The following is a 26,435-nucleotide window of genomic DNA, read 5'->3' on the forward strand; positions in this document are numbered from 1 at the left end:
TTCCGGCAAGGTTGCGACATGGATGCGTTGGAAACCGGTGCATCGCCTGCGTGATGATGGCTCCACCACGAGGAAAGGAGCTATCCATGCACGATCGAGGCGACCATGCTGGCTGCGATTCCGCTGCGCAGCCAAGTCTGTACGACACCCTGACGTCCCATGAGGTCGGTGTTCTAGGCGAGATCATCGCCTCGTGCTACCTCGAGGAACGCGGCTACGATATCCTCGAGCGAAATTACCGTTGCCCTGAGGGGGAAGCCGACCTTGTCGCGTACGACCGGGTCGAGGAACAGGTAGTGCTCGTCGAGGTCAAGACGCGCCGCGCCCGCAACGTGCGCTCCGCTGCAGAGCTCTATCCCGAGGAGGCGGTCGATGATGGCAAGCGCTACCGGTATCGACGGATCGCAGCGCGCTATCTCACGGAGCATTTCCCGATATTCGCCTTGCGCTTCGATGTCGTCGCCATCACGATGGTGTCGGGCGGAGAGGCCTCGATCGAGCATTTCTACGATGTTCTGAATGATGAGGCGGAGTTCTGATGGGCGCCGTATTCGCTGTGCACGCCGCGTGCATCCGGGGTGTGGAGGCGGTCCCGATCACCGTCGAGGTATCGATGAGCCAGGGACTTCCCGGGATCACCATCTTAGGGATGGCGGATATGTCCGTGCGCGAAAGTCGTGGGCGCGTGCGATCGGCTCTGCGTTCAGCGGGCTTCGATATCCCTCGGAGGAGCATCGTGGTCAACCTCGCTCCAAGCGATATGCGCAAGTCTGGATCGAACCTCGACCTGCCTATCGCGGTCGCCATACTAGCCGTTTCGGGGCAGATTCCCTTGAATGGGTTGGACGACTGCCTGTTTATTGGCGAGCTCGCGCTCAACGGCCAGATCAGTCCCGTGACCGGCGAGGTTGCCTATCAGCTGCTTGCTCGCGATGAGCATCTTGTACTCGTCGGCCCTGCCGGGGGCCAGCATGTTCCCGTCGCAGGCATACAGCATCGTTGCTTGCCCGATCTTTCTCGCCTTGCACTCGGTATCGAGCGAGCGGTGAATGACCTTCCGGCATATGCCGCCGAGATGAGGAGCCTTCCACAGCTTGATTTTGGAGACGTGGTGGGGCAGGAGACCGCCAAGCGCGGTATCGCCATCGCTGCGGTCGGGGAGCTCGGGATGCTCATGATAGGGGCGCCGGGATCGGGGAAGACGATGCTTGCCCAGCGCATGACGAGCATCCTGCCGCCGCTCGATCCTGAAGAGCAGCAGGAGGCGCTGAGAATCCATTCGGTAATCGGGGAACCGATCGATGCGCTGCTCGCCGGGATACGGCCCTACCGGAATCCGCATCACAGCGTGTCATCGGCGGGGCTTCTCGGCGGCGGGCGCCCCGTGCGCCCCGGTGAGATCAGCCTCGCCCATGGAGGCGTGCTCTTCTTAGACGAACTGGGCGAGTTCCCGCCAACCGTTCTCCAAGCCCTACGCCAGCCTCTCGAGGAGGGTTGCGTGCGCATCGTGCGCGTCGAGGGCATGTTCTGCTTTCCGGCGCGCTTCCAGCTGCTTGGCGCGAGCAACCCCTGTCCCTGCGGCTACCTGGGTGACCATTCGATACCTTGCACGTGCTCGGCATCGGCTATCGAGCGCTACCGCGCCCGGCTTGCGGGCCCGCTTATCGACCGCATCGATATCATCGTTGACGTAGCGCGACCCGACCCCTCGCTTGTGATCCAGGGAGCGGAGGGCCTCACGACCGACGAGCTGAGGCAAATCGTCCTCTGCGGGAGGGAGTTTCGGGATTGGCGGCGCTCTCGTCAAGTCATCCATGAGGGCGGACCCGACGGCTCCAACAGGCTTGCGGCGATCAAGGCCGCCAACATCGATGAGGGGGCCGAGCGGGTGCTCCTCGGCCTTGCGCGGCGCGGCAACCTCACCGGCCGCGGGGTCTCGCGCATCTGCCGCATAGCTCGAACGATAGCGGATATCGACGAATCGGAGCGAGTAACCGAATCACATGTGCTCGAAGCGGGTGTGTTCCAGGGAAGGAGGCCATCGTGAGCAGTTCATTTCCAAAAGATGGGATCGAGATCAAGCGCGGAGACCCCATGTATCCTCGAAGCGTCGCCGCCCTGCATGATGCTCCACCCGTGCTCTATGTACGCGGTGCTCCCGAGATACTATCAGAACCATCGCTTTCGGTCGTGGGCACCCGCTTGCCCACGCCCTACGGCCTGGAGACGACCGAGCTTGCATCACGGCTAGCCGTTGAGGCAGGGCTCGTGGTCGTTTCCGGCGGGGCGCGCGGGTGCGATCAAGCTGCGGGTACGGCGGCGCTCGATGCGGGGGGCTCGCATGTTGTCGTGCTCGGCACGGGGGCAGACGTCGTCTACCCCGGATCAAGCGCTGGCCTTATCGAACGAGCGCTTGATGGGGGAGGGGCTATCGTTTCCATCGCGCCATGGGGCACGCAGCCCCAGCGCTTCCTGTTCCCAAAGCGCAACCGCGTGATCGCCGCGCTATCGGAAGCGCTGTTCATCGGCGAGGCGGGGATGCCATCGGGCACTTTTTCAACCGCGGAGGCGGCCATGGAGCTCGGCCGCGAGGTGCTTGCGGTGCCGGGATCCATCTTTTCCGCGCGGTCTCGCGGCTCGAACTACCTCATAGGAATCGGTGCATGCTGCATCGCTGATGAGCAAGCCCTCGAGATGGCGGTCTCTCGCATCTACGGGCGCCTGCGCTCTTCGCATCATGTGGATGCGGCCCCGAGGATGAAAGACCGGCGCTGGCAGAAGGTGCTCGATGCCGCCATCTCGGCACCTCTGAGATCCGATGAAGTTGCCTCTCTTCTTGGGTTGGACATACGATCGGCGCTCGAGGTGCTTGGAGACATGACCGTTGCAGGCGTTGTCGAGCAGGCGCTTGATGGTCGCTATATCGCCACGAAAGCGTCACTTCACGCACGGACCAGCTTCAGTCACAATGGGTTGGTCAAGACATGAGGAGGAACAATGGCTAACCAAGTAGTGACGGTTGTGGGCGGCGGGCTTGCCGGAAGCGAATGCGCGCTTCAGCTCGCTGCGCGCGGCGTGTCCGTGCGCCTGTGCGAGATGCGGCCTCAAACGATGACCCCCGCTCATCGCACCGCGGCCTTCGCAGAGCTCGTCTGCTCGAATTCCCTTAAATCAACGCGTCCGGATAGCGCTGCCGGCCTCCTCAAGTCTGAGCTCCGTCGCATGGGGTCCAAGCTCCTTGAATGCGCCGAGCAAGCCGCGGTGCCCGCGGGCGGCGCCCTCGCTGTCGACCGAGGTGCGTTCTCCGCCCTCGTGGGGAAGCGCATCGAGGGCGACCCGCTCATCGAGGTCGTCCACGGCGAGGTTACCGATATTCCTGAGGGGCGCGTGGTGATAGCTGCCGGTCCGTTGTGCTCTGACGCTCTGGCAGACAGGCTGCGAGCTCTGGTTGGCGGGGAGTCGCTGTCATTTTTCGATGCGGCCGCCCCCATCGTGGATGCTGCCACCCTCGATCTTGATGTGCTGTTCCGCCAATCGCGCTACGATGATGCGGGGAGAGGAGATTACCTCAACGCTCCGCTCAATCGCGATGAGTACGACGCGTTTATCGACGCGCTTGTTGGTGCCGAGCGCGTAGTTCAGCGAGATTTCGAGAAGGGCGGGCTGTTCCAGGCATGCCAGCCAGCCGAAGAGGTCGCGCGTACGGGTCACGACGCGCTGCGCTTCGGCGCTATGAAGCCCGTGGGCCTCACCGATCCGCGCACGGGTAGGCGTCCGTGGGCCGCGCTGCAGCTCAGGGCGGAAAATGCCGATGGAACCGCATACAACCTTGTGGGATTCCAGACCAACCTTACCTTCGGTGAGCAGAAGCGCGTATTCCGGATGATACCGGGGCTCCAGAACGCGGAGTTCTTCCGCTTCGGGGTGATGCATCGTAACACCTTCTTCGATAGCCCCCATGTTCTCGACCGGACCTTTGCGATTCCAGGGACCAAGGTGCGGCTTGCCGGGCAGATTACCGGCACCGAAGGGTATGTTGAGGCGATTGCCTCGGGGCTCGTAGCCGCCTTGAACACCTACGCCGAGATCATCGGCGCTGCGCCGTTGGAGCTGCCCGTGACGGGTGCGCTAGGCTCGCTCATCGCTTACGCAACCGATCCCGCAACCGAGCAATACCAACCCATGCACGTGAATTTTGGCTTGGTACCGCCGCTCGAAGATGGGAAGCGCAGAGGGAAGCGCGAACGCTATGCCGCTTATGCTGATCGTGCGGAGCGCGACCTCTCCGTCTACCTCGCCGCGCGCTCGGAGCTCTTCTCTGAAGGCGAGCTTCATGGATGACCTTGCTCCATCCGATAGCCGCGCCCTCGAGGCGGTTGATGACTTCATAGCCCGCATCGCTGGGTTCGAAGGCTTCTCGCCCGAAACCATCCGCGCCTACCAGGGCCATCTGGATGCATATCTCTCCTGGTCGCAACGGTCGGGAACCTCCGCGCTGGATCCTGGCGTGCGCGGTCTCAGGCGGTATCTTGCCGAGCTCAAAGCCGCGCGATATGCGCCTCGAACCATAGCTGCGCATCTTTCGGCGATACGCTCGTTCTTCTCGTGGGCTGTTGTCGCGGGCATCGTGCCTGCCAACCCAGCCGATGCGGTGCAGATGCCCAAAATCCCCAAATCGCTTCCCAAGACGGTTGGCGCCGCGGATATGCGCAGGCTTCTCGAGACACCGGACCCTGGATCCGCTGAAGGGGCGCGGGACCGCGCCATGCTCGAGCTGTTTTACGCAACGGGCGCGCGCATCGCCGAGCTCTCCCATCTCGATATCGAGTCGTTCGACCTGCAGGCGGGAACGGTTCGACTGTTTGGAAAGGGGTCCAAGGAGCGCATCGTCCCCATGTACCGAAAGGCCGTCGATGCGGTGCGCGATTATCTCGATGGGCCCCGGGACTCGCTCCTCGCTGCTGCGGGCAGGTGCGAAGAAGGGGCCGGAAGGCATGCGTTGTTCATCTCATCGCGCGGAAACCGGATGGATGCGAACGCGTTGAGATACCGTTTCCGCGTGCTCTGTCTCAAAGCCGGTCTTCCTGCTGATGTGACCCCGCATGTGATGCGGCATACCTTTGCCACTGACCTCCTGAGCGGGGGAGCTGATCTAAGAAGCGTCCAAGAGCTCCTCGGGCATGCAAGCCTCTCCACGACGACGCTGTACACCCACCTCACCCCCGATCGGCTCAAGGCTGCGGTCAAAGGATCGCATCCGCGTGGGTAAACGTGCCGTTTCAACTACCATCGCTCGCGCTTATGCGCAAAGGTTGAGTTCATGAATCTGTTCTCGCATGCAAGAGGCGCTTCTGCTATTATGTCGAACGTTGTCGCATACGCGGCACGTTCCATCACACACGTGCGGCTACTTTCGCGTCGTGGTGCCTGGATTCTGGTAGCACATGTCCAGGTTGGCGCGCAGGGAAGACCCCGCACGGAGGCGAACCACAGGAGGTTTACATGGCTACCAAGATCAATATCCGCACCCTTCTCGAGGCTGGCTGCCACTTCGGCCATCAGACCCGTCGCTGGAACCCCAAGATGAAGCCGTTCATCTTCGGTGAGCGCAACGGCATCTACATCCTCGACCTCAAGCAGACCATCATCAACGCCGACCAGGCCTACACGTTCTTGCGCAACGCCGCCAAGGGCGGCAAGGTGCTGTTCGTCGGCACCAAGAAGCAGGCTCAGGAGCCCGTGAAGGCTGCTGCTGAGCGCTGCGGCATGCCCTACATCAACCAGCGTTGGCTCGGCGGCATGCTCACCAACTTCGTGACCATCCGCTCGCGCATCAACCGCATGGAGGAGCTCGAGGGCATGATCGCCGATGGCTCCATGGCGCTTCGCGGCAAGAAGGAGCAGGCTGTTCTGGGCAAGGAGCTCGCTAAGCTTCAGGCCAACCTCGGTGGCGCCCGCGACCTCAAGGGCCTGCCCTCCGCGCTGTTCGTGATCGACACCAAGCGCGAGGAGAACGCCATCAAGGAGGCCCGTCGCCTCAACATCCCCGTCATCGCCCTCATCGACACCAACTCGGATCCCGACGAGGTCTTCGAGAACGGCATCGGCATCCCCTGCAACGACGACGCCATCAGCGCTGTGACGCTCATGTGCGAGCTCATGGCCGACGCTTGCATCGCCGGCAGCGATAAGCCCGAGGTCACTGAGGCCGAGATGGCTGCCGAGCAGCTCCCTGCCGAGGAGGCTCCCGTCGAGCAGGCCAAGGCTGTCGAGGCTGCTCCCGCCGAGTAAGCTTCCCGTAACGTTTCCCGCCCCGTGCCGCTGAGCGGGGCGGGTATCCCGTATCATCGGTACCAGTCGAAACAGAAGGGAATACCCATGGCTAACATCACTGCTGCGCAGGTCAAGCAGCTGCGCGACATGACCGATTCGCCCATGATGGAGTGCAAGAAGGCGCTCGTCGAGGCCGAGGGCGATATGGATCTCGCTGTCGACATCCTGCGCAAGAACGGCCTTGCCGCCGCTGCCAAGAAGGCCGGCCGCGCCACGAACGAGGGCGCTATCGGCGCCTACGTGTCCGAGGACGGCACCCTCGGCGCCATCGTCGAGGTCGCCTGCGAGACCGACTTCGTGGGCTCCAACCCCACGTTCACCGGCTTCGCTGCCAAGCTCGCCCAGCATGTCGCCGAGACCGAGCCCGCTTCCGTCGAGGAGCTCCTTGCTTCTAAGATGGACGGTGAGACCGTCGAGGCCGCCCTCACCGAGCTCATCCACATCATCGGTGAGAACATGAAGATCACGCGCTTCGCCGTGCGCAAGCCCGAGCATGGTGGCGTCTCCACTTACATCCACATGGGCGGCAAGATCGGCGTCATCGTCGAGTTCTCCTTCGAGAAGCCCGAGACCGCCACGACCGATGCCTTCAAGACCTTCGCTCACGACGTGGCCATGCAGGTCGCTGCGACCGCGCCCATCTGCGCCGTCCGCGAGGATGTTCCCGCCGAGACCGTCGAGCATGAGAAGTCGATCTACATGGCTCAGGCTGCCGAGTCCGGCAAGCCCGAGGCTATCCAGGAGAAGATGGCCGTTGGTCGCCTGGAGAAGTTCTACAAGGGCGTCGTGTTGAACGAGCAGGAGTTCATCAAGGATTCCAGCCTCACCATCGCCAAGTACGCCGAGCAGGTCAGCAAGGAGGCCGGCGACACCATCGTCGTGCGCGGCTTCGATCGCCTTGCTCGCGGCGAGGCTTAAGCCTTTCCCGTAAAATGCGTCCAGACGGGGCGGTCCTCTTGGGGCCGCCCTTTTTTTGAGGTGATCGGTTGGCGCCCATCGGTTCTTCATCCCTCGCTCAGTACGGATGGGCTGCACGATGCTCGTTCATCCAGTGCCTTTGTGCGGTGGGCGTATTGAGGTGAGCGGTCAAGGCCGGCTTTGTTAGAATGTCGTAAGGTACGACCATAAGGAGGATTCCCTTGTCCCAATATCGATACAAGCGCGTCTTGCTCAAGCTCTCTGGCGAGGCGCTCATGGGCGATGGAGGCTACGGTATCGATCCGAGCGTGACCGATCGCCTTGCCCATCAGGTTGCCGAGCTTCACGATGACGGCATCGAGGTTGGCGTCGTGGTTGGCGGAGGGAACATCTTCCGTGGCATGGCTGGTGCCGCCAAGGGGATGGATCGCGCCCAGGCGGACTACATGGGAATGCTTGCGACCATCATGAACGCGCTTGCCCTGCAGGATGCCTTCGAGCGGGCAGGTTGCGAATGCCGCGTCATGAGCGCCATCCAGATGAATGAGGTGTGCGAGCCGTATATTCGTCGCCGTGCCATGCGCCATCTGGAAAAGGGCGATGTCGTGATCTTCGCGGCAGGTTCGGGCAACCCGTATTTCACCACCGATACCGCCGCTGCTCTCCGTGCCTGCGAGATCGATGCCGACTGCCTGATCAAGGCCACCAAGGTCAACGGCATCTACGATAAGGACCCGGTTGCCAACGAAGACGCGGTGCGCTTCGATACCATCTCCTACCATGAGGTGCTCGTGCGCGGGCTTCAGGTCATGGACTCGACCGCCGCTGCGCTTTGCCAGGACAACCATATGCCCATCATCGTCTTGAGCATCGAAGGCGAGGACAGCATCAAGCGCGCCCTCATGGGCGAATCAGTCGGCACCGTCGTCAAGGAGGACTAATCATGGCACAAATCACCGATCGCATGGACAAGACCCTCGAGAACCTTGCGCATGAGTTTTCCAAGGTCCGTACCGGGCGCGCCAACGCGAATATCCTTTCGGACATCACGGTTGATTACTACGGCGTTGCGACCCCCATCACGCAGGTTGCAGCCGTAAAGGTTCCCGAGGCGCACATGCTGGTCGTCGAGCCCTGGGATAAGTCGCTGCTGAACGCCATCGTCCATGCCATCAACGCCTCCGATCTGGGCATCACGCCTTCGAGCGACGGCACGATCGTGCGCCTACCGTTCCCTGCTCCCACCGAGGAGCGCCGTCGCGGCCTGGTAAAGGAATGCCGCGAGATCGCCGAGCAGGCGCGCGTCTCCATCCGCAACATTCGTCGTGATGTGAACGGTAAGATCGAGCGCGACGAGGAGCTTTCCGAGGACGACATCCGTCGCGAGCAGGCTCAGGTTCAAAAGCACACCGACGCCTACATCAAGAAGATCGACGAGATGCTTAAAACCAAAGAAGCCGAGGTCATGGAGATTTAGCGTGAGGTCAGACCACATCTACGATGATTCGACGTTCGAGACGTTCTTCGCAAATCCCCCTGAGGGCATTGAGATGGAGGCGCTCGACCGCTCGCGCATCCCGAGGCATATCTCCTGCATCATGGACGGAAATGGCCGTTGGGCAACCGCGCGTGGCATGAATCGCGGCGAAGGCCACAAGGCGGGGATCGTTTCTTTACGGGAGATCATCACAGCTTGCGTTCGTCTTGGTGTCGAGGTCCTCTCTGCATATGCCTTCTCGACCGAGAACTGGAAGCGCCCTGCCGCTGAGGTCAATCTGCTCATGCATCTGTTCGCCCAGACGTTCGTTGACGAGCTTCCGCTGCTTAAGCGCGAGAACGTGCGCGTCGTGTTCCTAGGCGACCTTTCCGCGCTGCCCAAGCGGACGCGCGATGTGTTCGAGTACGGCTTAGCGGAAACCTCCGAGCATACCGGGATGGTGCTTGCCCTTGCGGTCAACTACGGGGCGCGCGCCGAGCTCGCACGGGCTGCGCGCCTGCTTGCGCAAGATGCTCTTGCCGGCAAGATCGATCCGTGCGATATAGACGAGAATGCCGTTGCCTCGCGTCTGTACACCGCGGGCCTGCCCGACCCCGAGCTCATCATCCGCACTTCGGGTGAGCTCAGGCTTTCGAACTACCTGCTCTGGCAGGCTGCTTATTCCGAGTTTTACATTACGAGGACCTATTGGCCGGATTTCAACCGATGGGAGCTCATCGACGCCATCTTGGCGTTCCAGGGCCGCGACCGTCGCTTCGGAGGGGTCCATAATCGCGAGGTGTCGTAGATGGTAGAAGATAAAGAAGACCAGCTTGACGAAGGGGCGAGCATAGAACCCCATATAGAAGAGGGTGCTGCCCAAACCGGCCTGCCCCCCGCTCCTTCCGCTCCGGGAGGATTCTTCACGCGCGTCGCATCCGGTTTGGTCTACGTGCTTGTATTCGTGGGCTGCATCATGCTCGGAACCATTCCTACAGCTCTTCTGGTTTCGGTCATGAGCGGGCTTTGCTGCCATGAGTTCTTCCAGATGACCAAACGAGATGGAAAGGTCGCGAACGACGCGCTGGGGCTGACCGCCGCGGTGCTCTTCCCTTTGGCTGCCCTGGGTGAAGGCGTCGTCTTGTCTGCGTTGCTGTTCATCCTGATACTCTCCGTAGGGCTCTGGTACGTCTACTCGCCGCGTACGCGCATCGCCGATGTCGCCGTCACGCTCATGGGCCCGCTCTATACCGGCTTCATGCTCTCAGCCATCGTGCTTTTGCGCGACGCCATTCCCGGACTTGCCGGAGCTGTGCTCACGGTCGGCGTATGCGCATCGCTATGGGTCTCCGACTCCTTCGCGTATCTTGTGGGACGGGCTATCGGCCGTCACAAGATGGCCCCTCGCATCAGCCCGAAAAAGACCTGGGAGGGGTTTGCCGGCGGTATCGCGGGCTCCGTTATCGTTTGGGTCATCTTGTTCGCTACGGGCATGTTCGCCTTCGATATCGTCTTCGCCGTGTTCTGCGGCATCGTCGTCGCGGTCCTCGGGGTCTTCGGCGACCTTATTGAATCGCGTCTCAAGCGCGGTGTGGGTGTGAAGGATTCCGGGTCGCTCATCCCCGGCCATGGTGGCATGCTCGATCGCTGCGATTCCCTTATCTTCGGCTGCATCACCGCTGAACTGCTCTTGGCCATCGGAGGCATCCTATGACGGAGAACGCAAGGCTTCGCGTCGTTATCCTCGGCTGCACGGGATCTATCGGTCGGCAGGCGCTCGACGTATGCCGTCAACATGCCGATCGTTTGGAGGTTGTTGCGCTTTCCGCCCACACGGGCACCGAAGCCCTCACTGCCGCCGCGCGTGAGTTCGGCGTGCGCGCCGTCGCCGTCACCTCTGAAGAGCACGCACATGACCCGATTCTGGAAGAGCTGCCCCAGGGCTGCTCGCTGCTGTGCGGGCACGAGGGGTTGAGTGAGCTCGCTCGGTTCGATAGTGCCGATTGCATCCTTAACTCGGTTATGGGCGCAGCGGGGCTCGAGGCGAGCTATGCCGCGCTCAAGGCTGGCAAGCGCTTAGCACTCGCTAACAAGGAGTCGCTCGTCGTAGGCGGCGATCTCCTGATGCCGCTCGCATCGCCCGGGCAGATGCTCCCCGTCGACTCCGAGCACAATGCCATCTTCCAATGCCTCGAGGGCGAGCGTGCGGACGAGGTCCACGCCATCTGGCTCACGTGCTCCGGCGGTCCGTTCTTCGGCATGACGGCAGAAGAGCTCTCCCGCGTTACCGTAAAGGACGCTCTCAAGCACCCCAACTGGGCGATGGGCGCCAAGATCACCATCGATTCCGCCACCCTCATGAACAAGGGCCTGGAGCGGCTCGAGGCGATGCACCTCTTTGGATGCGATCTCGACCGCATCATCGTCCTCATCCAGCGCGAATCCAAGATCCATTCGATGGTCGAGTTCGCAGACGGATCAACCATCGCCCATCTTGGTGCGTCCGACATGCGCATTCCCATCCAATACGCGTTCTCCTATCCCGATCGCTGGGAAACGCCTGCGGAGCGCTTGGATTACCGCGCGCTCGGCGGCCTTACCTTCGATGCTCCCGATACCAATACGTTTCGCTGCCTTGCGCTTGCCGAACGCGCCGGCCGCACCGGCGGCACCGCTCCGTGCGTGCTCAACGCGGCGAACGAGGTCGCTGTCGAGGCGTTCCTCGGCCATCGTTGCTCCTTCACGCAGATCGCCGATATCGTCGAGCGCTGCCTCGATCAGCACGATGCCGAGCGCGTAGTCTCGATCGAGCAGCTCATCGAAGTCGACATCCGAACCCGCGCTCTGGCTCGCTCGCTTGTTGCGTGAGAAGCATCTTCGTCTCTCCACGGCTGCGGTATCGATGCATTAGCCTAACCATGATGAGAAAGGCTCTCTTTTGCTCGTATCTGTGCTCTCAACTGCCTTTTGGGGAATCCTGCTGCTATCTTGTCTTGTCTTCCTGCATGAGGGAGGGCATTTCCTAGCGGCTCGCGCCTGCGGGGTCCGCGTGACGGAGTATTTCCTCGGATTGCCCTGCCGCTGGCGGCTCGCATACACCTCGAAGCGCAACGGCACCACCTTTGGCATCACGCCGCTGCTCCTCGGTGGATATGCCATGATCTGCGGTATGGATCCCGGCGAGAGTCCCCATGCTGCGCGCGTCCTAGGCTTCGTCCATCGCAGGGGCACGGCTTCGGTGGAAGATATCTGCTCTGAACTCGCGCTTGCAGAAGACGAGGCATATGAAGCCTGCGCCCAGCTTATGGGCTGGGGCTCTCTAGAGCCCGTGTACGATCCAGAGCGGGGAGAGATCCCCGGAGGGTCGACGTATCCATCTACGTACGCGGCGCCAGCTCGTGACAAGGACGGCAACACGCTTCTCGATGGGCGGGGCTTCGACCGTGCGCAAGCAAGCGTTACGGGTGCTCCCTGGGTGCCTCCGATGGATGATGCTGCATTTTTAGAGCAAGAGAGAAAGCACACCTACCTGGGCATAGGATTCTTCGCGCGCGCGTTCATGCTCGTCGCCGGCATCCTCGTTAACTTGGTTTCCGGGCTTTTGCTGCTCATGAGCATCTACTCGATCGTGGGGATCGAGGTGTCGCTCGACGTGAATTCCATCGGCGCCGTCGAGGCGGGGTCGCAGGCGGATGAGATCGGCTTGAAGGCGGGGGACACCATCGTTTCCGTCGACGGCGTCGCGACGGAAAGCTGGATGGATGTCGTCAATGCCCTCGATACGGCAAGCGACGGGGAGCCGTTCGACATCGTTGTCGAGCGCGATGGGGTGGAGACCTCCGTCACCGCCGCGCTGGACCCTGACGGTTTTCTGGGCATCAGCATCCCTACCCAGGTCGTGAGGCTCGGCCCCATTGAATCCGCCCAGGTCTCATTCGATTACATCGCGCAGACCGCAGCATCGATACTCCAATTGTTCAACCCGGCGCAAACCATGGAGATGCTGGATAGCTCTACGTCCATCGTTGGCATCTCGGTGATGTCTGCCCAGGCGGCGGCTGCAGGCCCAACGACGTTCCTCACGCTCGCGGCCCTCATATCGTTCTCGCTCGGCCTGATGAACTTGCTTCCCATCCCTCCGCTCGATGGCGGAAAGCTGCTGATCGAGATCTTCCAGGCTGTCATCGGTCGCGAGCTGCCGCTCAAGGTGCAGACGGCTTTGTCATATGTCGGAGTCGCCCTCTTCCTCATGCTGTTCGTCTATGTCCTGCGCAACGATGTCATACGCTTCATCCTGTAAGGAGGCTACCTGCATGACAGCCCGTACATCTTATGCAACGGCGCCCGCGCGTTCGCTCACCCGTCCCGTCCATGTCGGGTCGGTCACCATCGGCGGAGGGGCTCCCGTGGTCGTGCAGTCGATGACCTGCACCCCCACGGTAGACGCCGCGGCGACGCTCGCCCAGGTTCGAGCGCTTGCCGATGCTGGCTGCGACATCGTTCGCGTGACCCTTCCCAACCAAGCTGCCGTTGAAGGCTTTCGTGAGGTTTGCGCGTGCTCACCCGTGCCCATCGTGGCGGATATCCATTTCGACCATCGGCTCGCTTTAGCGGCGATCGATGCCGGGGCCGCGAAGCTCCGCATCAATCCCGGCAACATCGGCTCTTGGGAGAAGGTTGACGAGGTCATCGAGGCTGCCGGCTCAGCTGGGACGGCGATTCGCATCGGTGTGAACGCAGGGTCGCTCGAGGAGGACCTCGCGGCGCGTGACGACCTTACGCAGCCCGAAAAGCTCGTCGCTTCCTCGCTCAGGTTCGTGGAGCATTTCGAGGATCGGGGCTTCAAGAACATCGTCCTCTCTGCCAAAGCCCATAGCGTGCCCACCACGATCGAGACCTACCGCGCGCTCTCGCGCGAACTGCCGCATGTTCCGCTCCATCTCGGTGTGACCGAGGCCGGCACCGTGCGGCAGGGAACCATCAAGAGCGCCGTCGGCCTGGGTGCGCTCCTGGCCGACGGCATCGGAGACACCCTGCGCGTGTCGCTCACCGCCGACCCCACCGAGGAACCGCCGGTCGCATGGGGCATCCTTCAATGCCTGGGCATCCGCCGTCGCGGCCCAGAGCTCGTGTCCTGCCCAACCTGCGGTCGCACGCAGGTAGACCTCATACCCATCGCGCAGGAGGTCGAGCGCCGTCTTCGCACCTGCACCAAGCCCGTCTCCGTCGCCGTGATGGGCTGCGTGGTGAACGGCCCCGGCGAAGCCTCCGACGCCGATGTGGGGGTTGCCTGCGGCAAGGGGAGCGCGCTCCTCTTCAAGCACGGCAAGCCGCTGCGCAAGGTCGCCGAAAGCGAGATCGTCGACGCCCTCATGGAGGAGATCGAGAAGCTATAGACGCTATCGCCAAGGGACTCAGGCCACATGCCGCCCTGCGTGGTATCATCGTGCAGCTCACAGTTTTCACAAATAAAGGAGAAGGCATGTCACGTACTCGTGTTGCCCGCATGTCGGCGCTCTATGCGCCCACGCTCAAGGAGGACCCGGCAGAGGCGGAGCTCGCCAGCCATAAGCTCATGCTCCGCGCGGGCATGATTCGCAAGCAGGCCGCCGGCCTCTACAGCTATCTGCCGCTCGCCTGGCGCTCGCTCCGCAAGATCGAGGACATCATCCGCGACGAGATGGATGCCGCCGGTGCGCAGGAGATGCTGCTCCCGATTCTCACCGACGCCGAGCTCTGGCAGAAGAGCGGCCGCTGGAGCGCCTACGGTCCCGAGCTCATGCGCGTGCACGACCGCCACGACCGTGAGTTCGCCCTCGGCCCCACGCACGAGGAGACCATCACCGACCTCATCACTAACGAGCTCAAGAGCTACAAGCAGCTGCCGGTGAACCTCTACCAGATCCAGGACAAGTTCCGTGACGAGATGCGCCCGCGCTTCGGCCTCATGCGCGGCCGCGAGTTCATCATGAAGGACGGCTACTCCTTCAACGCGACGCAGGAGAGCCTGCAGGAGACCTACGACGCCATGAAGGACGCCTACGCGAACATCTGCGAGCGCTGCGGCCTGAAGGCGCTGCCCGTGGTAGCCGATTCCGGCCAGATCGGCGGCGATACGTCCGTCGAGTTCATGGCACTCGCCGAGGCTGGCGAGGCCGCGCTCGTCTACTGCGATGGCTGCGGCTTCGCGGCAGACGAGGAAGCCGCCTCTACCAAGGTCGCCGTCACCGAGGGCCCGGGCGACGGAACCCTCCAAAAGGTCCATACCCCTGGCATGGGCACCATCGAGGCCGTGGCCGAGTTCTTCGGCTTCCCGCAGAACGGCACGCGCAAGTCGCTCGCCCTCATCGCCGAGGATGGCACCCCGGTCGTATGCATCGTCCCCGGTGACCATGAGCTCAACGACTGCAAGGCGGAGAAGCTCTTCGGCTCCTATCACCTCATGACTGAGGAGGAGCTCGTCGAGAACGGCCTCCATAAGGGCTTCATCGGCCCGGTGAACCTGCCTGATGGCATCCGCTTAGTGGTGGATGAGACCCTGCGCGGGTCCAAGCAGTGGGCCTGCGGTGCCAACGAGGTCGACTACCACTTTACCGGTGCCTGCCCTGGCCGCGACTTCGAGGTCGACGAGTGGGCGGACCTCATCACCGTGCAGGCAGGGGACCCGTGCCCGCATTGCGGCAAGCCGCTTTCCGGCGCCCGCGGCATCGAGGTCAGCCAGGTGTTCCAGCTCGGGACCAAGTACTCCGAGTCGATGGGCGCCACCTTCACCGACGAGGACGGCAAGGAGAAGCCTTTCCTCATGGGTTGCTACGGCGTGGGCGTGTCCCGCACCATGGCCGCCGTCATCGAGCAGCATAACGACGAGAATGGCATCATCTGGCCCGTTTCCGTGGCGCCCTACGAGGTCTCGGTTATCACGCTCGATAAGAAGGGCGATGCCTTCGACGAGGCCGGACGCATCGCCGAGGCTCTCGCTGCCGCCGGCATCGACGTGGTCTTCGACGACCGCGCCGAGCGCCCGGGCGTGAAGTTCGCCGACAACGACCTCATGGGCTTCCCGTACCAGGTGATCGTTGGCAAGCGCGGGCTTGCCAACGGGACGGTCGAGGTCAAGGAGCGCGCTACGGGCGAGCGCTGCGATGTGCCCGTGGAAGAGGTCGTTTGTTACCTTGCCGAGCGTATCGAGGCGGCACGCGCATAAGCGGCGCTGACCACCAATCGCGATCAAAAAAGCGGTCCCCATATCCTTGCGTGGGTATGGGGACCGCCCTTCATTTAGGGTGGTGACGCGCGACAAACGGATTCCGACGCGGCATTCAAGAGATTACAGGCAGACGTGCTCGATAAGCGCGATAAGGAACCTGATGCCGTGCAGGTACGAGCGCCTGGTAACGCGCTCGTTGGTTCCGTGCACGCCGCGGGCCTGCTCATCATCGTCGAGCAGGAACGGGCTCATGCGCAGGCAGGTGTCGCATACGGGGTCATAGTATCCGGCATCGGTGCCGCCTACGGTGAACGAGGGGAGGAACAGCACCGGGGCACCGGTCACCGTGTCCTTGAAGAACCTTGAGCCGACCTCGCTCACCGCCTTGAACCCATAGCCATCGCTTACAGCCACGCTCGAGGGGTTGACCGCCAGATGGGCGGACAGCTCGACGGGCAGGTCCTTCACAGCTTCCGCGCAGTGCGCCATGACATCCTCCACGCACGTTCCGGGCATGCTGCGGAAATCGATGATGGCGCTCATGTCCTTGGGCATGACGTTCGGAGCCTGCGAAGAGCCCTCGATCATCGTGGGGGCGCACGTCGTGGTCACGTAAGGGAAAAGCGTCTTCTGGCTTGCGAAGAACCTAGCGAGCTGATCTCGGTTCTCCTCGATTAGCGAGCCGTCTGGGCCCACAAGCTCCTTCCAGGGGCTCTCCGTGATATAGGGAGCGAGCGTCCTCAGGAGCTGCTCGGTAACCGGGCTGAGCTCGATGGGGAAGGGCTGGGCGACGATGGAGGATATCGCCTGCGAAAGGATGCCGAGCGAAGTTCCTCCAAAGGGGTTGGATGCATGGCCGCCTTCGCTACGAACCGTGACCTTGACCGCGGTATCTCCCTTCTCGGCGAGCTCCACCTCGATCCCAAGGGTGCCGGGGGCACCGTAGAGCCCCATGTCGCGTACGACCGTCACGCTCTCATCCAGCAGGAACTCCAAACGCACGCCGCGATCGGCGAGCGTCTTCACGATGGCTTTCGCACCGGTTCCAAAGGTCTCCTCGTCCTCGCCGAACGCAAGGTACAGCGTGCGCTGGAGCTTCTTCCCATGCGCGAGCACGTATTCGGCCGCCTCGAGTTCGCCGATGACCATGAGCTTGATGTCCATGGAGCCGCGGCCCCAGATGAAGGTCCCGTCGAGCGTGGCTTCAAAGGGAGGGTGCTCCCAGGAGTCTTCGGTGCCCGCGACGACCGGAACGACGTCCTGATGAGCCATGAGCAGCAGCGGTTTGAGTGCCGGATCGCTGCCGGGAATCGTTATGAGCACGCTATGCTGAACGATCTCGAACGTGCCGGCTTCCATGACATGCGGATAGCTCGAGCGCATCAATTCATGAAGCTTGTCGAACTGCGAAAAATCGGTCTTTTCGGGATCCGTGTTCACGGTTTCGCACCGGATTGCGGCACGCAGGCGCTCGACAGCCCCGCCTGCGTCAAGATCGGGGTACGCTTCCTCGTTATCAAGGTACCTGAAGCAAGCGCATCCTGGTGCCGTGCTAATCGATCCTTCATTCGCCATGGTTACTCCTCTCCTAGAACCCTTGCGATTTCGAGATCCATTGTCGATCTGAGCGTTCGATCCAAACGGGAAGTGATCCCGTTTGTGTCATAGCTCATCGGGTGGCCGGTAGATTAACATTACTGTTCGTCAAATCAATGACAAATCGATAAACGGTTCCGTTTATGCATGCTCTGAAATAAGTGATTGCCAAACAAGGAATGCATCTGCATATTCCAGAACTCTAGCCAGACAATTCTCAGACTCGATCAAAAAAGTTGGAATAATCGCTTGCAATGCCGCTCCACTTCCCGTATATTATTTCCCGCACCGCTTGGGGGCGTAGCTCAGCTGGGAGAGCGCTTGACTGGCAGTCAAGAGGTCAGGGGTTCGATCCCCCTCGTCTCCACCCAAGTGAACAGCCGCCCTCCGAGAAATCGGAGGGCGTTTTGCTATACGGGCTCATGGCGCAACGGTTAGCGCAGGGGACTCATAATCCCTGGGTTGCAGGTTCGAATCCTGCTGGGCCCACCCTGTAACTCAACCCGGTCGCTGTCTGCGATCGGGTTTTCTTTACTTGCACCTTTACCATAGGTGCTGCGCTTAAAGTGTTCGCGCTTGCGACCCGACTCATCTGATACGCTTCACAGAACGTGAGGGATAAACAGGTCTGAACAGGTGGGAAGCATGGAGTATATCCAGGCAGATGAGGCAGCGTGCCGCTGGGGCGTATCAAAACGGCTCGTGCAGCGCTACTGCAAGCAGGGGCGCATCGCAGGTGCCGAGAAGCTCGGCGGATCGTGGCGCATCCCCGAGGGCACGGTCAAGCCCGACGATCCGCGCAGGGGAGATCGTACTTCCATGCCGCAGGTACCAAGCCGTCGCCCAACATCCTCCTTCCAGCACCTCATGCCGCTTATGAGCACGGCCTATGCTCCGGGAACCGCGAAGGCGTTCGTCGCCTCCCTCGCGAACGGCACGCGCGCGTCCGTCGCGCAGGCCGAGCTCGCCTACTTCACCGGCAACGCGGAGCGTGCACGCGACCTTGCCGCCCCGCTCCTCAGGAGCGACGACGCCGAGGCACGCCTTTCCGCCTGCCTCATCTGCGCGTTCTCGAACTTGAGCCTCGGCCGCATCAACGATGCCCTCTTCGCGCTCGATGGCGCTCTCGGCAGCCTGAATTCCGAAATAGGGGGTGTTCCTATAGTTTTGTCAACTGATTTTGTTGGCAAAGATCACTGCTTTCGAGCATGCTGACGCCAGCCCTTGTCGGGCTGGCGTTTTTCTATGGCTCTGGCTAGCTAGGCCGAGTACGGGACCTTGTCCCTCATGATCGCGTAGATCACCTTCATCCTCTTCCTGGCGACCGCCTTCAATGCCTCTCCGTGGCACATGCCGCGATCCCTGCATTTGCGGTAGTAGTCGCCGAACCGGCCCCTGCTCCTGCTAAGCGAGTTGCAGGAGAAGATGAGCAGGTTTTTCAGCCTCTTGTTTCCCTGGCGCGAGGCGCTCACCGACGATATCGACTTGCCTGACTGGCGGTTCCTGGGAGCGATTCCGCAATACGATGCGAGGTGGTCGTGGTCGGGGAAGTCGTCGATGTCGATGCTTATCACCAGCTCCGATGCGGTCCTTGGGCCGATTCCTGGGATGGTCAGCAGGCATTCGTAAGTGCCGTCCTCGACGAGCAGCGCCGTTATCTCCGTGTCGAGCCTTGCGGCTTCCTCGGCGGACTCCCTGATACGCCTGGCAAGCATCCTGACCTGCGGGTTCTCTGCCATGACCTGGTATTCGGACGGGCGCGTCGACGACGATATCGCCGCCAGCGCGGCGTCGATGCGCGCCCTGTTCGCGCCGCGGGTCACGGCGCCGACGGCAGGCTTGCCGGCATCCAGGATGCCCCAGGGGCCGCCCAGGGACTCCATCATCTTCAGCCAATGGGGATCGGCCAGGTCGGCCAGCGCCTCGAACGCGGGGCAGCTTTCCAGGAGTATGCTCCTGAGCCTGTTCTTGTCACGGGTGGAGCAGGTGACCATGTGGTTCCTCTGCGCCGCCATCGACCTTGCGGCCTCGAGCCTCTCGTCGCGCCTTGGCACGGGCAGCAGCGAATCCGGGATGCCGAGCGCCGTCTTGGCTATGACCGCGGCGTCGCGCTCGTCGGTCTTGGCGTCGCCCGCGAACAGCTTGGCAGCTCCGTGGGCGGCGATTCCCGGCAGGTAGGCGACGGGCAGCCCGGCCAGCCTTGCCCTCGATATCGCCAGCGACCCGATGTTGCGCACTTGGTCGACGACGACCAGCGTCCCTGCATCCACTCGGGCGAACAGGCTGTCCAGGTCATGCTCGGTGTTGGCCACGGGGCCGCTGGCGAGGATCTCGCCCTGCCTGGTCACGTGGCACGCCCAATGGGAGAACTTCCCGACGTCGAGGCCTATTACGGCAGGGCAGGCGGTGGCTTCGGTCAGCATGATGGTATCCTTCCAATCGTCGGTCGATCGGAATGCTGCCTCGCGCGACACCCACATTACCTGGCCGTGGCGCTCTTTGGTCGGAGGAGCCCGGCAGTTTCCTATTAGTCGTCAGAAGCAGCGGCGCCCGCGTCGGCAACACCCCCCGGGCCCTCAAGGGGCAGGGGCATAAGGCCGTCCGCGGGCGCCCGATCGGCAGTCCCTCGGGACATATGTCAATCGTAGTCCGACCGTCTAAGCGGATGGCTTAAGCGATTGGGCTAACTACTTCTCAAACTGTAATGGGGTNCGCTGGCGAGGATCTCGCCCTGCCTGGTCACGTGGCACGCCCAATGGGAGAACTTCCCGACGTCGAGGCCTATTACGGCAGGGCAGGCGGTGGCTTCGGTCAGCATGATGGTATCCTTCCAATCGTCGGTCGATCGGAATGCTGCCTCGCGCGACACCCACATTACCTGGCCGTGGCGCTCTTTGGTCGGAGGAGCCCGGCAGTTTCCTATTAGTCGTCAGAAGCAGCGGCGCCCGCGTCGGCAACACCCCCCGGGCCCTCAAGGGGCAGGGGCATAAGGCCGTCCGCGGGCGCCCGATCGGCAGTCCCTCGGGACATATGTCAATCGTAGTCCGACCGTCTAAGCGGATGGCTTAAGCGATTGGGCTAACTACTTCTCAAACTGTAATGGGGTACGCCTCCTGAAGTGACGGCCATGGCGACCTTCATCGGGAACGCCGCGAGCGCGCTATTGCACCTACCCGCGCCTAAATCCGTGCAAACCGCGCCCGACCTGCTTCCGCTCCTGCCGCCTGGACTCAGGCTCTTCGCCTGTTATGTCAAGGCGCACCGCCTCTACCTCGAGGGCGCCTACGAGCAGAGCTACGGTATCGTGCTGGGCGCCTTCGCCATGGCGGATGCGCTCTACCCCATACCTGCCATCTACCTGCACCTCGCGGCCGTCATGAGCCTCATGGCGCTCCGCCGCACCGACGAGGCGCGCCAACACGTCCTCGCCGCCTGGGACATCGCGCGCCCGGACGGCCTCATTCAACCCTTCGGTGAGCACCACGGACTTCTGGGCGGTATGCTCGAGGCCGCCATCAAGCCCGCGTGGCCGGACGACTTCAAGCGCATGATCGACATCACCTATCGCTTCAGTGCCGGCTGGCGGCGCGTCCACAACCCTTCGACCGCCGACGACGTGGCGGACAACCTCACCACCACCGAGTTCGCGGTCTGCATGCTCGCCTCGCGCGACTGGTCGAACGCCGAGATCGCCGAGCACATGGGTTTCTCGGTGAATCGCGTGAAGGAGTGCCTGTCCAACGCGTTCCGCAAGCTCGGGGTATCGAGCCGCAAAGACCTCGCGCAATTCATGTTAGCGTAGACAGGTTTGCAGGTTCTCAGACAAGATGTGCGAGCGAATTTCCGTTCACCATACCTCCGTTCTCCCCACATTGCCCTTCCTGTCGGGTAGGGGAAGGGGGTGCCTCATCCTCAACAATGGGTTCAGGACCTGTTGTGTCGACGGCTCATGCGCTGGGTGGAGGATGAAGATGCTGAAAAGAACGATTGCGTCCCTGTTCGCTGCGGCACTTCTCTGTTTAGTCGCGCTCCCCGCCACGGCGCTGGCGGCGGGAGAGCACGACAGCCACAGCAACGGCTGGACGGAGTTTACGGCTGGCACCACCACCTTATCCGGCGGCAGCTACTACCTGTCCGGCGATGTAGAGTACTCCGTCACCGAGTCCATCACCGTCAGTGGCGAGGTGATCCTCTGCCTCAACGGCCATAAGTTGGACCTGAACAAGCAGCATATTTCCGTGGGCAGCGGCGCAAGTCTTACCCTGTGCGACTGCTCCACCGGCGGTGTTCTCACCGGCGGTTCTGGCAGCAACGGCGGCGGGGTGTATGTGGCCGGCGGCGGCACCTTTACAATGACCGGCGGCAGCATTGCCGGCAACACCGCCAACGCCGGCGGCGGAGTATATGTGGACATAGACGGCACATTCACTATGGAAGACGGCAGCATCAACAACAACCAGACCACCTCAGGTGGAGGTGGAGGGGTGATGGTTAACAAAGGCTCATTCACTCTGTCCGGCGGCTCCATCACCGGCAACACCACTAACAGCGATACTTTCGGTTACGGCGGCGGGGTGTGTCTATACGGCACCTTTTATCTGTCCGGTGATTCCATCATTCAAAACAATACGAAGGCTGGTGCCACCGACAACCTGTATTTAGGATGGAATACTATCAAAATCACCGGACCTCTGGGCGAAAACGCGCGCATTGGCGTGACCGCAGAAGGTGTCCCCCGCAGTTTCATCAGTGGGTGGAGCGACAATATGGCGGGCGAAAACCCGGCGGACTACTTCTCCTCAGACGGTGACGCCTGGGATATTGGTCTGAACGCCAACGGGGATGTGGTGCTGGGCAACCTGTGCACCATCATCACCCAGCCCGCAGATAAATCTGTGATCGAGGGCGAAACCGCTACCTTTACCGTGAATGCCACCGGCAGCGAGCCGTTGTCCTATCAGTGGCAGCAAAGCATCGATAACGGAAATAACTGGACAAACATTGCCAGCGCAAACGCAGCCGAATATACCACGGGGAAAACCACAATGGACATGAGCGGCAACCAGTACCGTTGTATTGTGACCGGAGACGGCGGCGCTGTCATAAGCGACCCCGCGACCCTCACAGTCGCGCACGCCCACAAACCTGCCAGCGATTGGTCGAGCGACGCGGACGGACACTGGCACGAGTGCGCGGCCTGCGGCGACAGGCTTGACTACGCCGGGCATATGCGCACCGTCGAGAACGAAAAGAAGGCCACCTGCACCGATGAGGGCTACACCGGCGACACGGTCTGCTCCGTCTGCGGCTACGTGATCGCAAAGGGCGAGACGATCCCCGCCACCGGCCATAGCTACCAAGACGGCGTCTGCACGGTCTGCGGCGCTGAAGAGCCTGCCAAGAACGAGGAAACCATCCCCGCCACGGGCGATGTAGCGCCTTTGGTTTGCGCGCTTGCTGGGATCTCCGGCATAGCGCTCGTCGTCACCGGCCTCCGCAAGAGAACGTCCCGGTAGAGCTATTCGTACAGCCTTCGATATGCCTAACGTCTGGAATACGCTACACAAAACCGAGTAATGTCGCAGATATCAGACGTTGGCTACATGGTCGTTGCCAGTTTTCTAAATTCATGCTTGGCAGCGGAGGAGTAGCGTGGTACTATAACTTTCGCTGAAAAGCACAAGGGCGTTTGGCTCAGGGGTAGAGCACTTCCTTCACACGGAAGGGGTCACAAGTTCAAATCTTGTAACGCCCACCAGAACATGAATGGGGCCGGGGAGCAATCGCCGGCCCTTTTTCTTATCGAGCCGTTCACAGTGCGAATGCACTGCGCGTTGGGTGCGGGGTGAACAGATGATCCTCAATGTAGACAAGATCGAGAAGAGCTTCGGTGTGCGTACGCTCTTTTCCGGTGCTTCCTTTCAGGTGAATCCCGGCGACCGCTTTGCGCTTGTGGGACCCAACGGCGCCGGCAAGACCACGCTTCTAAAGATCATCATGGGACTCGATACCGCCGACGGCGGCTCCATCACGTTCGCGAAGGACGTGAACGTGGGCTACCTCGAGCAGGAGACGAAGCTCGCAAGCGACGTGCCCGTGATCGACGAGGTCATGGCCGCTGCGCACGAGATTCGCGAGCTCGGCGAGCGCGCTGAGGCCCTGCAGCTCAAGATCGCCGAAGCGGGGGAGACGGGCGAGGTGCCGAGCGCGCTTCTCGATGAATACGGCCGCGTGCAGGACCGCTTCGAGGGGCTCGGAGGCTACGAGCTCGAGAGCAACGCCCGCCAGATCCTCGCCGGTCTGGGCTTTCCCGTCGAGGACTTCAATAAGCCCTGCGCCGAGTTCTCGGGCGGCTGGCAGATGCGCATCGCGCTCGCGAAGCTGTTCCTCCGCCATCCTGATCTGCTGCTTCTGGATGAGCCTACGAACCACCTCGACCTCGAGAGCGTTCAGTGGCTGCGGTCTTTCATCGCAAACTACGAGGGCGCTGTGCTCATCGTCTCCCATGACCGCGCCTTCATGGATGCCTGCGTGGATCATGTGGCTGCGCTCGAGAACCGCCGTATCACGGTCTACACCGGCAACTACAGCTCCTATCTCAAGCAGCGCGAGGACAACCTCGAGCAGATGCGCGCCAAGCGCGCAGCACAGGAGCGCGAGATCGCCCATATGCAGGTCTTCGTCGACAAGTTCCGCTACAAGCCCACCAAGGCGGCGCAGGCTCAGGAGCGCATGAAGCGCATCGAGCAGATCAAGAGCGAGCTCGTCATCCTTCCCGAGGGCCATAAGCACGTTGACTTCAAGTTCCCCGATCCACCGCGCTCGGGCGACATGGTCGTGAAGCTCGAGGGCGTGTCGAAGTCCTATGCGGACAAGCATGTCTACAGCGGCATCGACCTTACGCTCTATCGGGGCGACCATGTGGCGCTCGTGGGCCCCAACGGCGCTGGCAAGTCGACGCTTCTCAAGATGCTTGCCGGCGTCGAGCAGCCAACCGCCGGTAGACGCGAGCTTGGAGTGAACGTGGGCGTCGCCTACTATGCCCAGCATCAGCTGGAAGGCCTGAAGGAATCCAACACCGTGCTGCAGGAGATTGACTCCGTTGCCCCTACGTGGACGGTTCCCCAGCAGCGGAGCCTCCTCGGCGCATTCCTCTTCTCGGGCGAAGACGTCGACAAGCGCGTCGGCGTGCTCTCCGGAGGCGAGCGAGCGCGTCTCGCCCTCGCCAAGATGCTCGTTGCGCCTGAGGCCTTGCTCTGCCTCGACGAGCCCACCAACCATCTCGACATCGACTCGGTGGACATGCTCGAGAACGCGCTCAAGAGCTTCCCCGGCACCCTCGTCCTCATCTCCCACGACGAGCATCTCGTGCGCTCGGTGGCAAATCGCGTCGTCGACATCCGCGATGGGAAGATGACCGTCATCGATGGCGACTACGACTACTACCTCTTCAAGCGGGAGGACCTGGCCCAGCGCGCCCTCCAAGAGCGCGAGGAGGCCAAGCCGGCACCGCATGGAGCCGAGGGCTCCAGAACGCTCCGTCGCCATCATGAGGCATCCGAGCAGCCTGTCCGTGAAGGTAAGAAGACCAAGGAGCAGCGCCGAGAGGAGGCTGAGGCTCGAGCCGCGCTGAACAAGCGCCTCAAGCCCTTGAAAGACCGTCTGAAGAAGGTCGAGGCCGAGCTGGAACGCAAGCGCGCCCGATATGATGAGCTCATGGAGCTGATGGCATCTGAGGAGCTCTATGCCGACCAAGCGAGGTTCAACGACGCTTTAGGGGAATATAACGGCCTGAAGCAGGCCATACCCGTCCTCGAGGACGAATGGCTCGAGCTCTCTACCAACATCGAGGAGGAAACAGCACGTGGGTAGTAGAAATGCGGCAGCGGTTGCGCTCGCGGTTCTCTCTTGGATATTCAGGTTCGCGGCCATCGCGCTTTGCCTCATCGTCATCGTGCTTTGCTTCTCGGGCCTCGTTGCCAAGCTCAACATCGTTGGCTTCATCGTCGACCTCTCGCGGGCACTGCCCGCCGCGATCGCGGGATGGGGCGTGATCGCCTCGCCCTTCGGCGGGGTGTTCCGCTTCGACTTCGCCTTGGTGGCACTTGCCTGCTTCATACTCGACTATGTCTGCCAGCGCGCCTCGCGCCTCGTACGGTAGGGGGCGCCATGGACCGTATCATCTCGCTGCTGCTCTCTGCTGTCGCGGTCATCTTAGGTATCGTCGTGCACGAGAGCGCCCATGCTCTCGCAGCGTATCTTCTTGGTGATTCCACGGCACGTTCCCGTGGGCGCTTCTCGTTGAACCCGTTAAACCACATCGATCCGTTCGGCACGGTGGTCTTACCGCTTCTGCTCATGCTCGCGGGTGGACCGGTCTTCGCCTACGCCAAGCCCGTCCCGGTATACCTTGGCAATCTCAAGAACCCTAAACGCGACGAGGTGCTTGTCGCCCTTGCTGGACCGGTTTCCAACATCTTGCTCGCAGCTGTCGCCGCAGCGCTCTATGGCATGCTCAGGCCCGCGCTTCTCGCCGGGGCGCTTAGCTTCCAGCTCGCCTCGCTTCTAGCCTCCTTCTTCATCACCGCGCTGCTCACCAACCTCTCCCTCGCCTTCTTCAACCTCATCCCCTTGCCGCCTCTCGACGGTTCGACCATCATCGTGCCCTTCCTCAAAGGCGATGCACTGCGCATCTATCGGCGCATTCAGGCTTACGCGATGCCCATCCTCATCGTCGTGCTGTACCTGCTGCCCTCGTTCACGGGGATCGACCTCATCGGCATCTATTTCGATATCACGGTGTATCCGCTTGCAAACTGGATGCTCTCATTCGTGCTCGGCTGATGGTGCGCTAAACTTACTCAGTTGAAACGCTTACGTGGGCGCATTGAGCTCAAGAGGGCA

At 61.9% G+C, this 26,435-nt stretch carries 23 protein-coding genes and 3 tRNA genes; 24 read left to right on the top strand and 2 right to left on the bottom strand.

The features are described from left to right. Positions 1-86 precede the first annotated feature (86 nt). The 15 genes from C1717_RS04930 (at position 87) to C1717_RS05000 (ending at position 15,932) form a co-directional block, all read left to right on the top strand. Positions 87-539: a YraN family protein gene (locus C1717_RS04930; protein ID WP_245859475.1), complete on the top strand. Its 453-nt coding sequence runs from the start codon at positions 87-89 to the stop codon at positions 537-539. Next, positions 539-2,047, top strand: a complete 1,509-nt coding sequence (locus C1717_RS04935; RefSeq protein ID WP_180965842.1) for a YifB family Mg chelatase-like AAA ATPase — start codon at positions 539-541, stop codon at positions 2,045-2,047. The genes C1717_RS04930 and C1717_RS04935 overlap by 1 nt, the downstream gene beginning before the upstream one ends. Next, positions 2,044-2,988 carry a DNA-processing protein DprA gene (locus C1717_RS04940; protein WP_245859476.1) on the top strand — a complete coding sequence of 315 codons (945 nt, stop codon included), beginning with the start codon at positions 2,044-2,046 and terminating at the stop codon, positions 2,986-2,988. Before C1717_RS04935 ends, C1717_RS04940 begins: the two co-directional genes overlap by 4 nt. Positions 2,989-2,997: 9 nt before the next feature. Beyond that, complete coding sequence (gene trmFO / locus C1717_RS04945) at positions 2,998-4,341, top strand: methylenetetrahydrofolate--tRNA-(uracil(54)-C(5))-methyltransferase (FADH(2)-oxidizing) TrmFO (protein ID WP_102372100.1); 1,344 nt, start codon at positions 2,998-3,000, stop codon at positions 4,339-4,341. Further along, positions 4,334-5,269, top strand: a complete 936-nt coding sequence (locus C1717_RS04950) for a tyrosine recombinase XerC (protein ID WP_102372101.1) — start codon at positions 4,334-4,336, stop codon at positions 5,267-5,269. The genes trmFO and C1717_RS04950 overlap by 8 nt, the downstream gene beginning before the upstream one ends. A gap of 233 nt (positions 5,270-5,502) precedes the next feature. Continuing rightward, complete coding sequence (gene rpsB / locus C1717_RS04955; RefSeq protein WP_102372102.1) at positions 5,503-6,291, top strand: 30S ribosomal protein S2; 789 nt, start codon at positions 5,503-5,505, stop codon at positions 6,289-6,291. Positions 6,292-6,378: 87 nt separating this feature from the next. Then, positions 6,379-7,251 carry a translation elongation factor Ts gene (gene tsf, locus C1717_RS04960; RefSeq protein WP_102372103.1) on the top strand — a complete coding sequence of 291 codons (873 nt, stop codon included), beginning with the start codon at positions 6,379-6,381 and terminating at the stop codon, positions 7,249-7,251. A gap of 221 nt (positions 7,252-7,472) precedes the next feature. Continuing rightward, positions 7,473-8,192, top strand: a complete 720-nt coding sequence (pyrH, locus tag C1717_RS04965) for a UMP kinase (protein WP_102372104.1) — start codon at positions 7,473-7,475, stop codon at positions 8,190-8,192. A 2-nt stretch (positions 8,193-8,194) separates the two neighbouring features. Then, on the top strand, positions 8,195-8,728 hold the full coding sequence (gene frr, locus C1717_RS04970; RefSeq protein WP_102372105.1) for a ribosome recycling factor: 534 nt from the start codon (positions 8,195-8,197) through the stop codon (positions 8,726-8,728). 1 nt (position 8,729) lies between these two features. Beyond that, entirely contained in the window at positions 8,730-9,536 is an 807-nt protein-coding gene (locus C1717_RS04975; RefSeq protein WP_102372106.1) for an undecaprenyl pyrophosphate synthase, read from the top strand. Next, the gene (locus C1717_RS04980) at positions 9,537-10,442 is read left to right on the top strand and encodes a phosphatidate cytidylyltransferase (protein ID WP_102372107.1); all 906 of its coding nucleotides are present in this window, start codon (positions 9,537-9,539) and stop codon (positions 10,440-10,442) included. It begins immediately after the preceding gene. Beyond that, entirely contained in the window at positions 10,439-11,596 is a 1,158-nt protein-coding gene (gene dxr / locus C1717_RS04985; protein ID WP_102372108.1) for a 1-deoxy-D-xylulose-5-phosphate reductoisomerase, read from the top strand. The genes C1717_RS04980 and dxr overlap by 4 nt, the downstream gene beginning before the upstream one ends. Positions 11,597-11,678: 82 nt before the next feature. Further along, positions 11,679-13,028, top strand: coding sequence for a M50 family metallopeptidase (locus C1717_RS04990; RefSeq protein WP_342745801.1), 1,350 nt, complete (start codon positions 11,679-11,681; stop codon positions 13,026-13,028). Positions 13,029-13,041: 13 nt separating this feature from the next. Continuing rightward, a complete protein-coding gene (gene ispG / locus C1717_RS04995) occupies positions 13,042-14,124 on the top strand; it encodes a flavodoxin-dependent (E)-4-hydroxy-3-methylbut-2-enyl-diphosphate synthase (RefSeq protein WP_102372110.1) in 1,083 nt (360 codons plus the stop codon). A gap of 86 nt (positions 14,125-14,210) precedes the next feature. Continuing rightward, a complete protein-coding gene (locus tag C1717_RS05000) occupies positions 14,211-15,932 on the top strand; it encodes a proline--tRNA ligase (RefSeq protein ID WP_102372111.1) in 1,722 nt (573 codons plus the stop codon). A 123-nt stretch (positions 15,933-16,055) separates the two neighbouring features. Here C1717_RS05000 and C1717_RS05005 read toward each other — a convergent pair whose 3' ends face one another. Continuing rightward, positions 16,056-17,510, bottom strand: coding sequence for a M20/M25/M40 family metallo-hydrolase (locus C1717_RS05005; protein ID WP_102372112.1), 1,455 nt, complete (start codon positions 17,508-17,510; stop codon positions 16,056-16,058). A 315-nt stretch (positions 17,511-17,825) separates the two neighbouring features. Here C1717_RS05005 and C1717_RS05010 point away from each other — a divergent pair. From C1717_RS05010 to C1717_RS10575, 3 genes are all read left to right on the top strand, one after another. Continuing rightward, a tRNA-Ala gene (locus tag C1717_RS05010) sits at positions 17,826-17,898 on the top strand. A 49-nt stretch (positions 17,899-17,947) separates the two neighbouring features. After that, positions 17,948-18,020, top strand: a tRNA-Ile gene (locus C1717_RS05015). A gap of 156 nt (positions 18,021-18,176) precedes the next feature. Further along, positions 18,177-18,746: a helix-turn-helix domain-containing protein gene (locus C1717_RS10575; protein WP_180965843.1), complete on the top strand. Its 570-nt coding sequence runs from the start codon at positions 18,177-18,179 to the stop codon at positions 18,744-18,746. 44 nt (positions 18,747-18,790) lie between these two features. On the opposite strand, the gene C1717_RS05025 is transcribed toward C1717_RS10575, so the two are convergent. Then, positions 18,791-20,011, bottom strand: a complete 1,221-nt coding sequence (locus C1717_RS05025; protein ID WP_245859336.1) for an IS110 family RNA-guided transposase — start codon at positions 20,009-20,011, stop codon at positions 18,791-18,793. A gap of 647 nt (positions 20,012-20,658) precedes the next feature. On the opposite strand from C1717_RS05025, the gene C1717_RS05035 reads away from it, so the two are divergent. From C1717_RS05035 to C1717_RS05060, 6 genes are all read left to right on the top strand, one after another. After that, complete coding sequence (locus C1717_RS05035) at positions 20,659-21,333, top strand: helix-turn-helix transcriptional regulator (protein ID WP_102372114.1); 675 nt, start codon at positions 20,659-20,661, stop codon at positions 21,331-21,333. A 163-nt stretch (positions 21,334-21,496) separates the two neighbouring features. Then, positions 21,497-23,047, top strand: a complete 1,551-nt coding sequence (locus C1717_RS05040) for an immunoglobulin domain-containing protein (RefSeq protein ID WP_146003660.1) — start codon at positions 21,497-21,499, stop codon at positions 23,045-23,047. Between the two features lie 167 nt (positions 23,048-23,214). Then, positions 23,215-23,289, top strand: a tRNA-Val gene (locus C1717_RS05045). Between the two features lie 95 nt (positions 23,290-23,384). Further along, a complete protein-coding gene (locus C1717_RS05050) occupies positions 23,385-25,403 on the top strand; it encodes an ABC-F family ATP-binding cassette domain-containing protein (protein ID WP_102372116.1) in 2,019 nt (672 codons plus the stop codon). Further along, entirely contained in the window at positions 25,396-25,692 is a 297-nt protein-coding gene (locus C1717_RS05055) for a hypothetical protein (protein WP_102372117.1), read from the top strand. Before C1717_RS05050 ends, C1717_RS05055 begins: the two co-directional genes overlap by 8 nt. Positions 25,693-25,700: 8 nt before the next feature. Continuing rightward, on the top strand, positions 25,701-26,375 hold the full coding sequence (locus C1717_RS05060) for a site-2 protease family protein (RefSeq protein ID WP_102372118.1): 675 nt from the start codon (positions 25,701-25,703) through the stop codon (positions 26,373-26,375). Positions 26,376-26,435 lie beyond the last annotated feature (60 nt).

Source organism: Enorma phocaeensis (assembly GCF_900186505.1).
Classification (GTDB): Bacteria; Actinomycetota; Coriobacteriia; order Coriobacteriales; family Coriobacteriaceae; genus Enorma; species Enorma phocaeensis.

Coding starts and splice junctions, on each gene's coding strand:
- C1717_RS04930 (WP_245859475.1), top strand. CDS start 87: ATGCACGATCGAGGCGACCATGCTGGCTGCGATTCCGCTGCGCAGCCA.
- C1717_RS04935 (WP_180965842.1), top strand. CDS start 539: ATGGGCGCCGTATTCGCTGTGCACGCCGCGTGCATCCGGGGTGTGGAG.
- trmFO (WP_102372100.1), top strand. CDS start 2,998: ATGGCTAACCAAGTAGTGACGGTTGTGGGCGGCGGGCTTGCCGGAAGC.
- C1717_RS04950 (WP_102372101.1), top strand. CDS start 4,334: ATGGATGACCTTGCTCCATCCGATAGCCGCGCCCTCGAGGCGGTTGAT.
- rpsB (WP_102372102.1), top strand. CDS start 5,503: ATGGCTACCAAGATCAATATCCGCACCCTTCTCGAGGCTGGCTGCCAC.
- tsf (WP_102372103.1), top strand. CDS start 6,379: ATGGCTAACATCACTGCTGCGCAGGTCAAGCAGCTGCGCGACATGACC.
- frr (WP_102372105.1), top strand. CDS start 8,195: ATGGCACAAATCACCGATCGCATGGACAAGACCCTCGAGAACCTTGCG.
- C1717_RS04980 (WP_102372107.1), top strand. CDS start 9,537: ATGGTAGAAGATAAAGAAGACCAGCTTGACGAAGGGGCGAGCATAGAA.
- dxr (WP_102372108.1), top strand. CDS start 10,439: ATGACGGAGAACGCAAGGCTTCGCGTCGTTATCCTCGGCTGCACGGGA.
- ispG (WP_102372110.1), top strand. CDS start 13,042: ATGACAGCCCGTACATCTTATGCAACGGCGCCCGCGCGTTCGCTCACC.
- C1717_RS05000 (WP_102372111.1), top strand. CDS start 14,211: ATGTCACGTACTCGTGTTGCCCGCATGTCGGCGCTCTATGCGCCCACG.
- C1717_RS05005 (WP_102372112.1), bottom strand. CDS start 17,510: ATGGCGAATGAAGGATCGATTAGCACGGCACCAGGATGCGCTTGCTTC.
- C1717_RS10575 (WP_180965843.1), top strand. CDS start 18,177: ATGGAGTATATCCAGGCAGATGAGGCAGCGTGCCGCTGGGGCGTATCA.
- C1717_RS05025 (WP_245859336.1), bottom strand. CDS start 20,011: ATGTGGGTGTCGCGCGAGGCAGCATTCCGATCGACCGACGATTGGAAG.
- C1717_RS05035 (WP_102372114.1), top strand. CDS start 20,659: ATGGCGACCTTCATCGGGAACGCCGCGAGCGCGCTATTGCACCTACCC.
- C1717_RS05040 (WP_146003660.1), top strand. CDS start 21,497: ATGAAGATGCTGAAAAGAACGATTGCGTCCCTGTTCGCTGCGGCACTT.
- C1717_RS05050 (WP_102372116.1), top strand. CDS start 23,385: ATGATCCTCAATGTAGACAAGATCGAGAAGAGCTTCGGTGTGCGTACG.
- C1717_RS05060 (WP_102372118.1), top strand. CDS start 25,701: ATGGACCGTATCATCTCGCTGCTGCTCTCTGCTGTCGCGGTCATCTTA.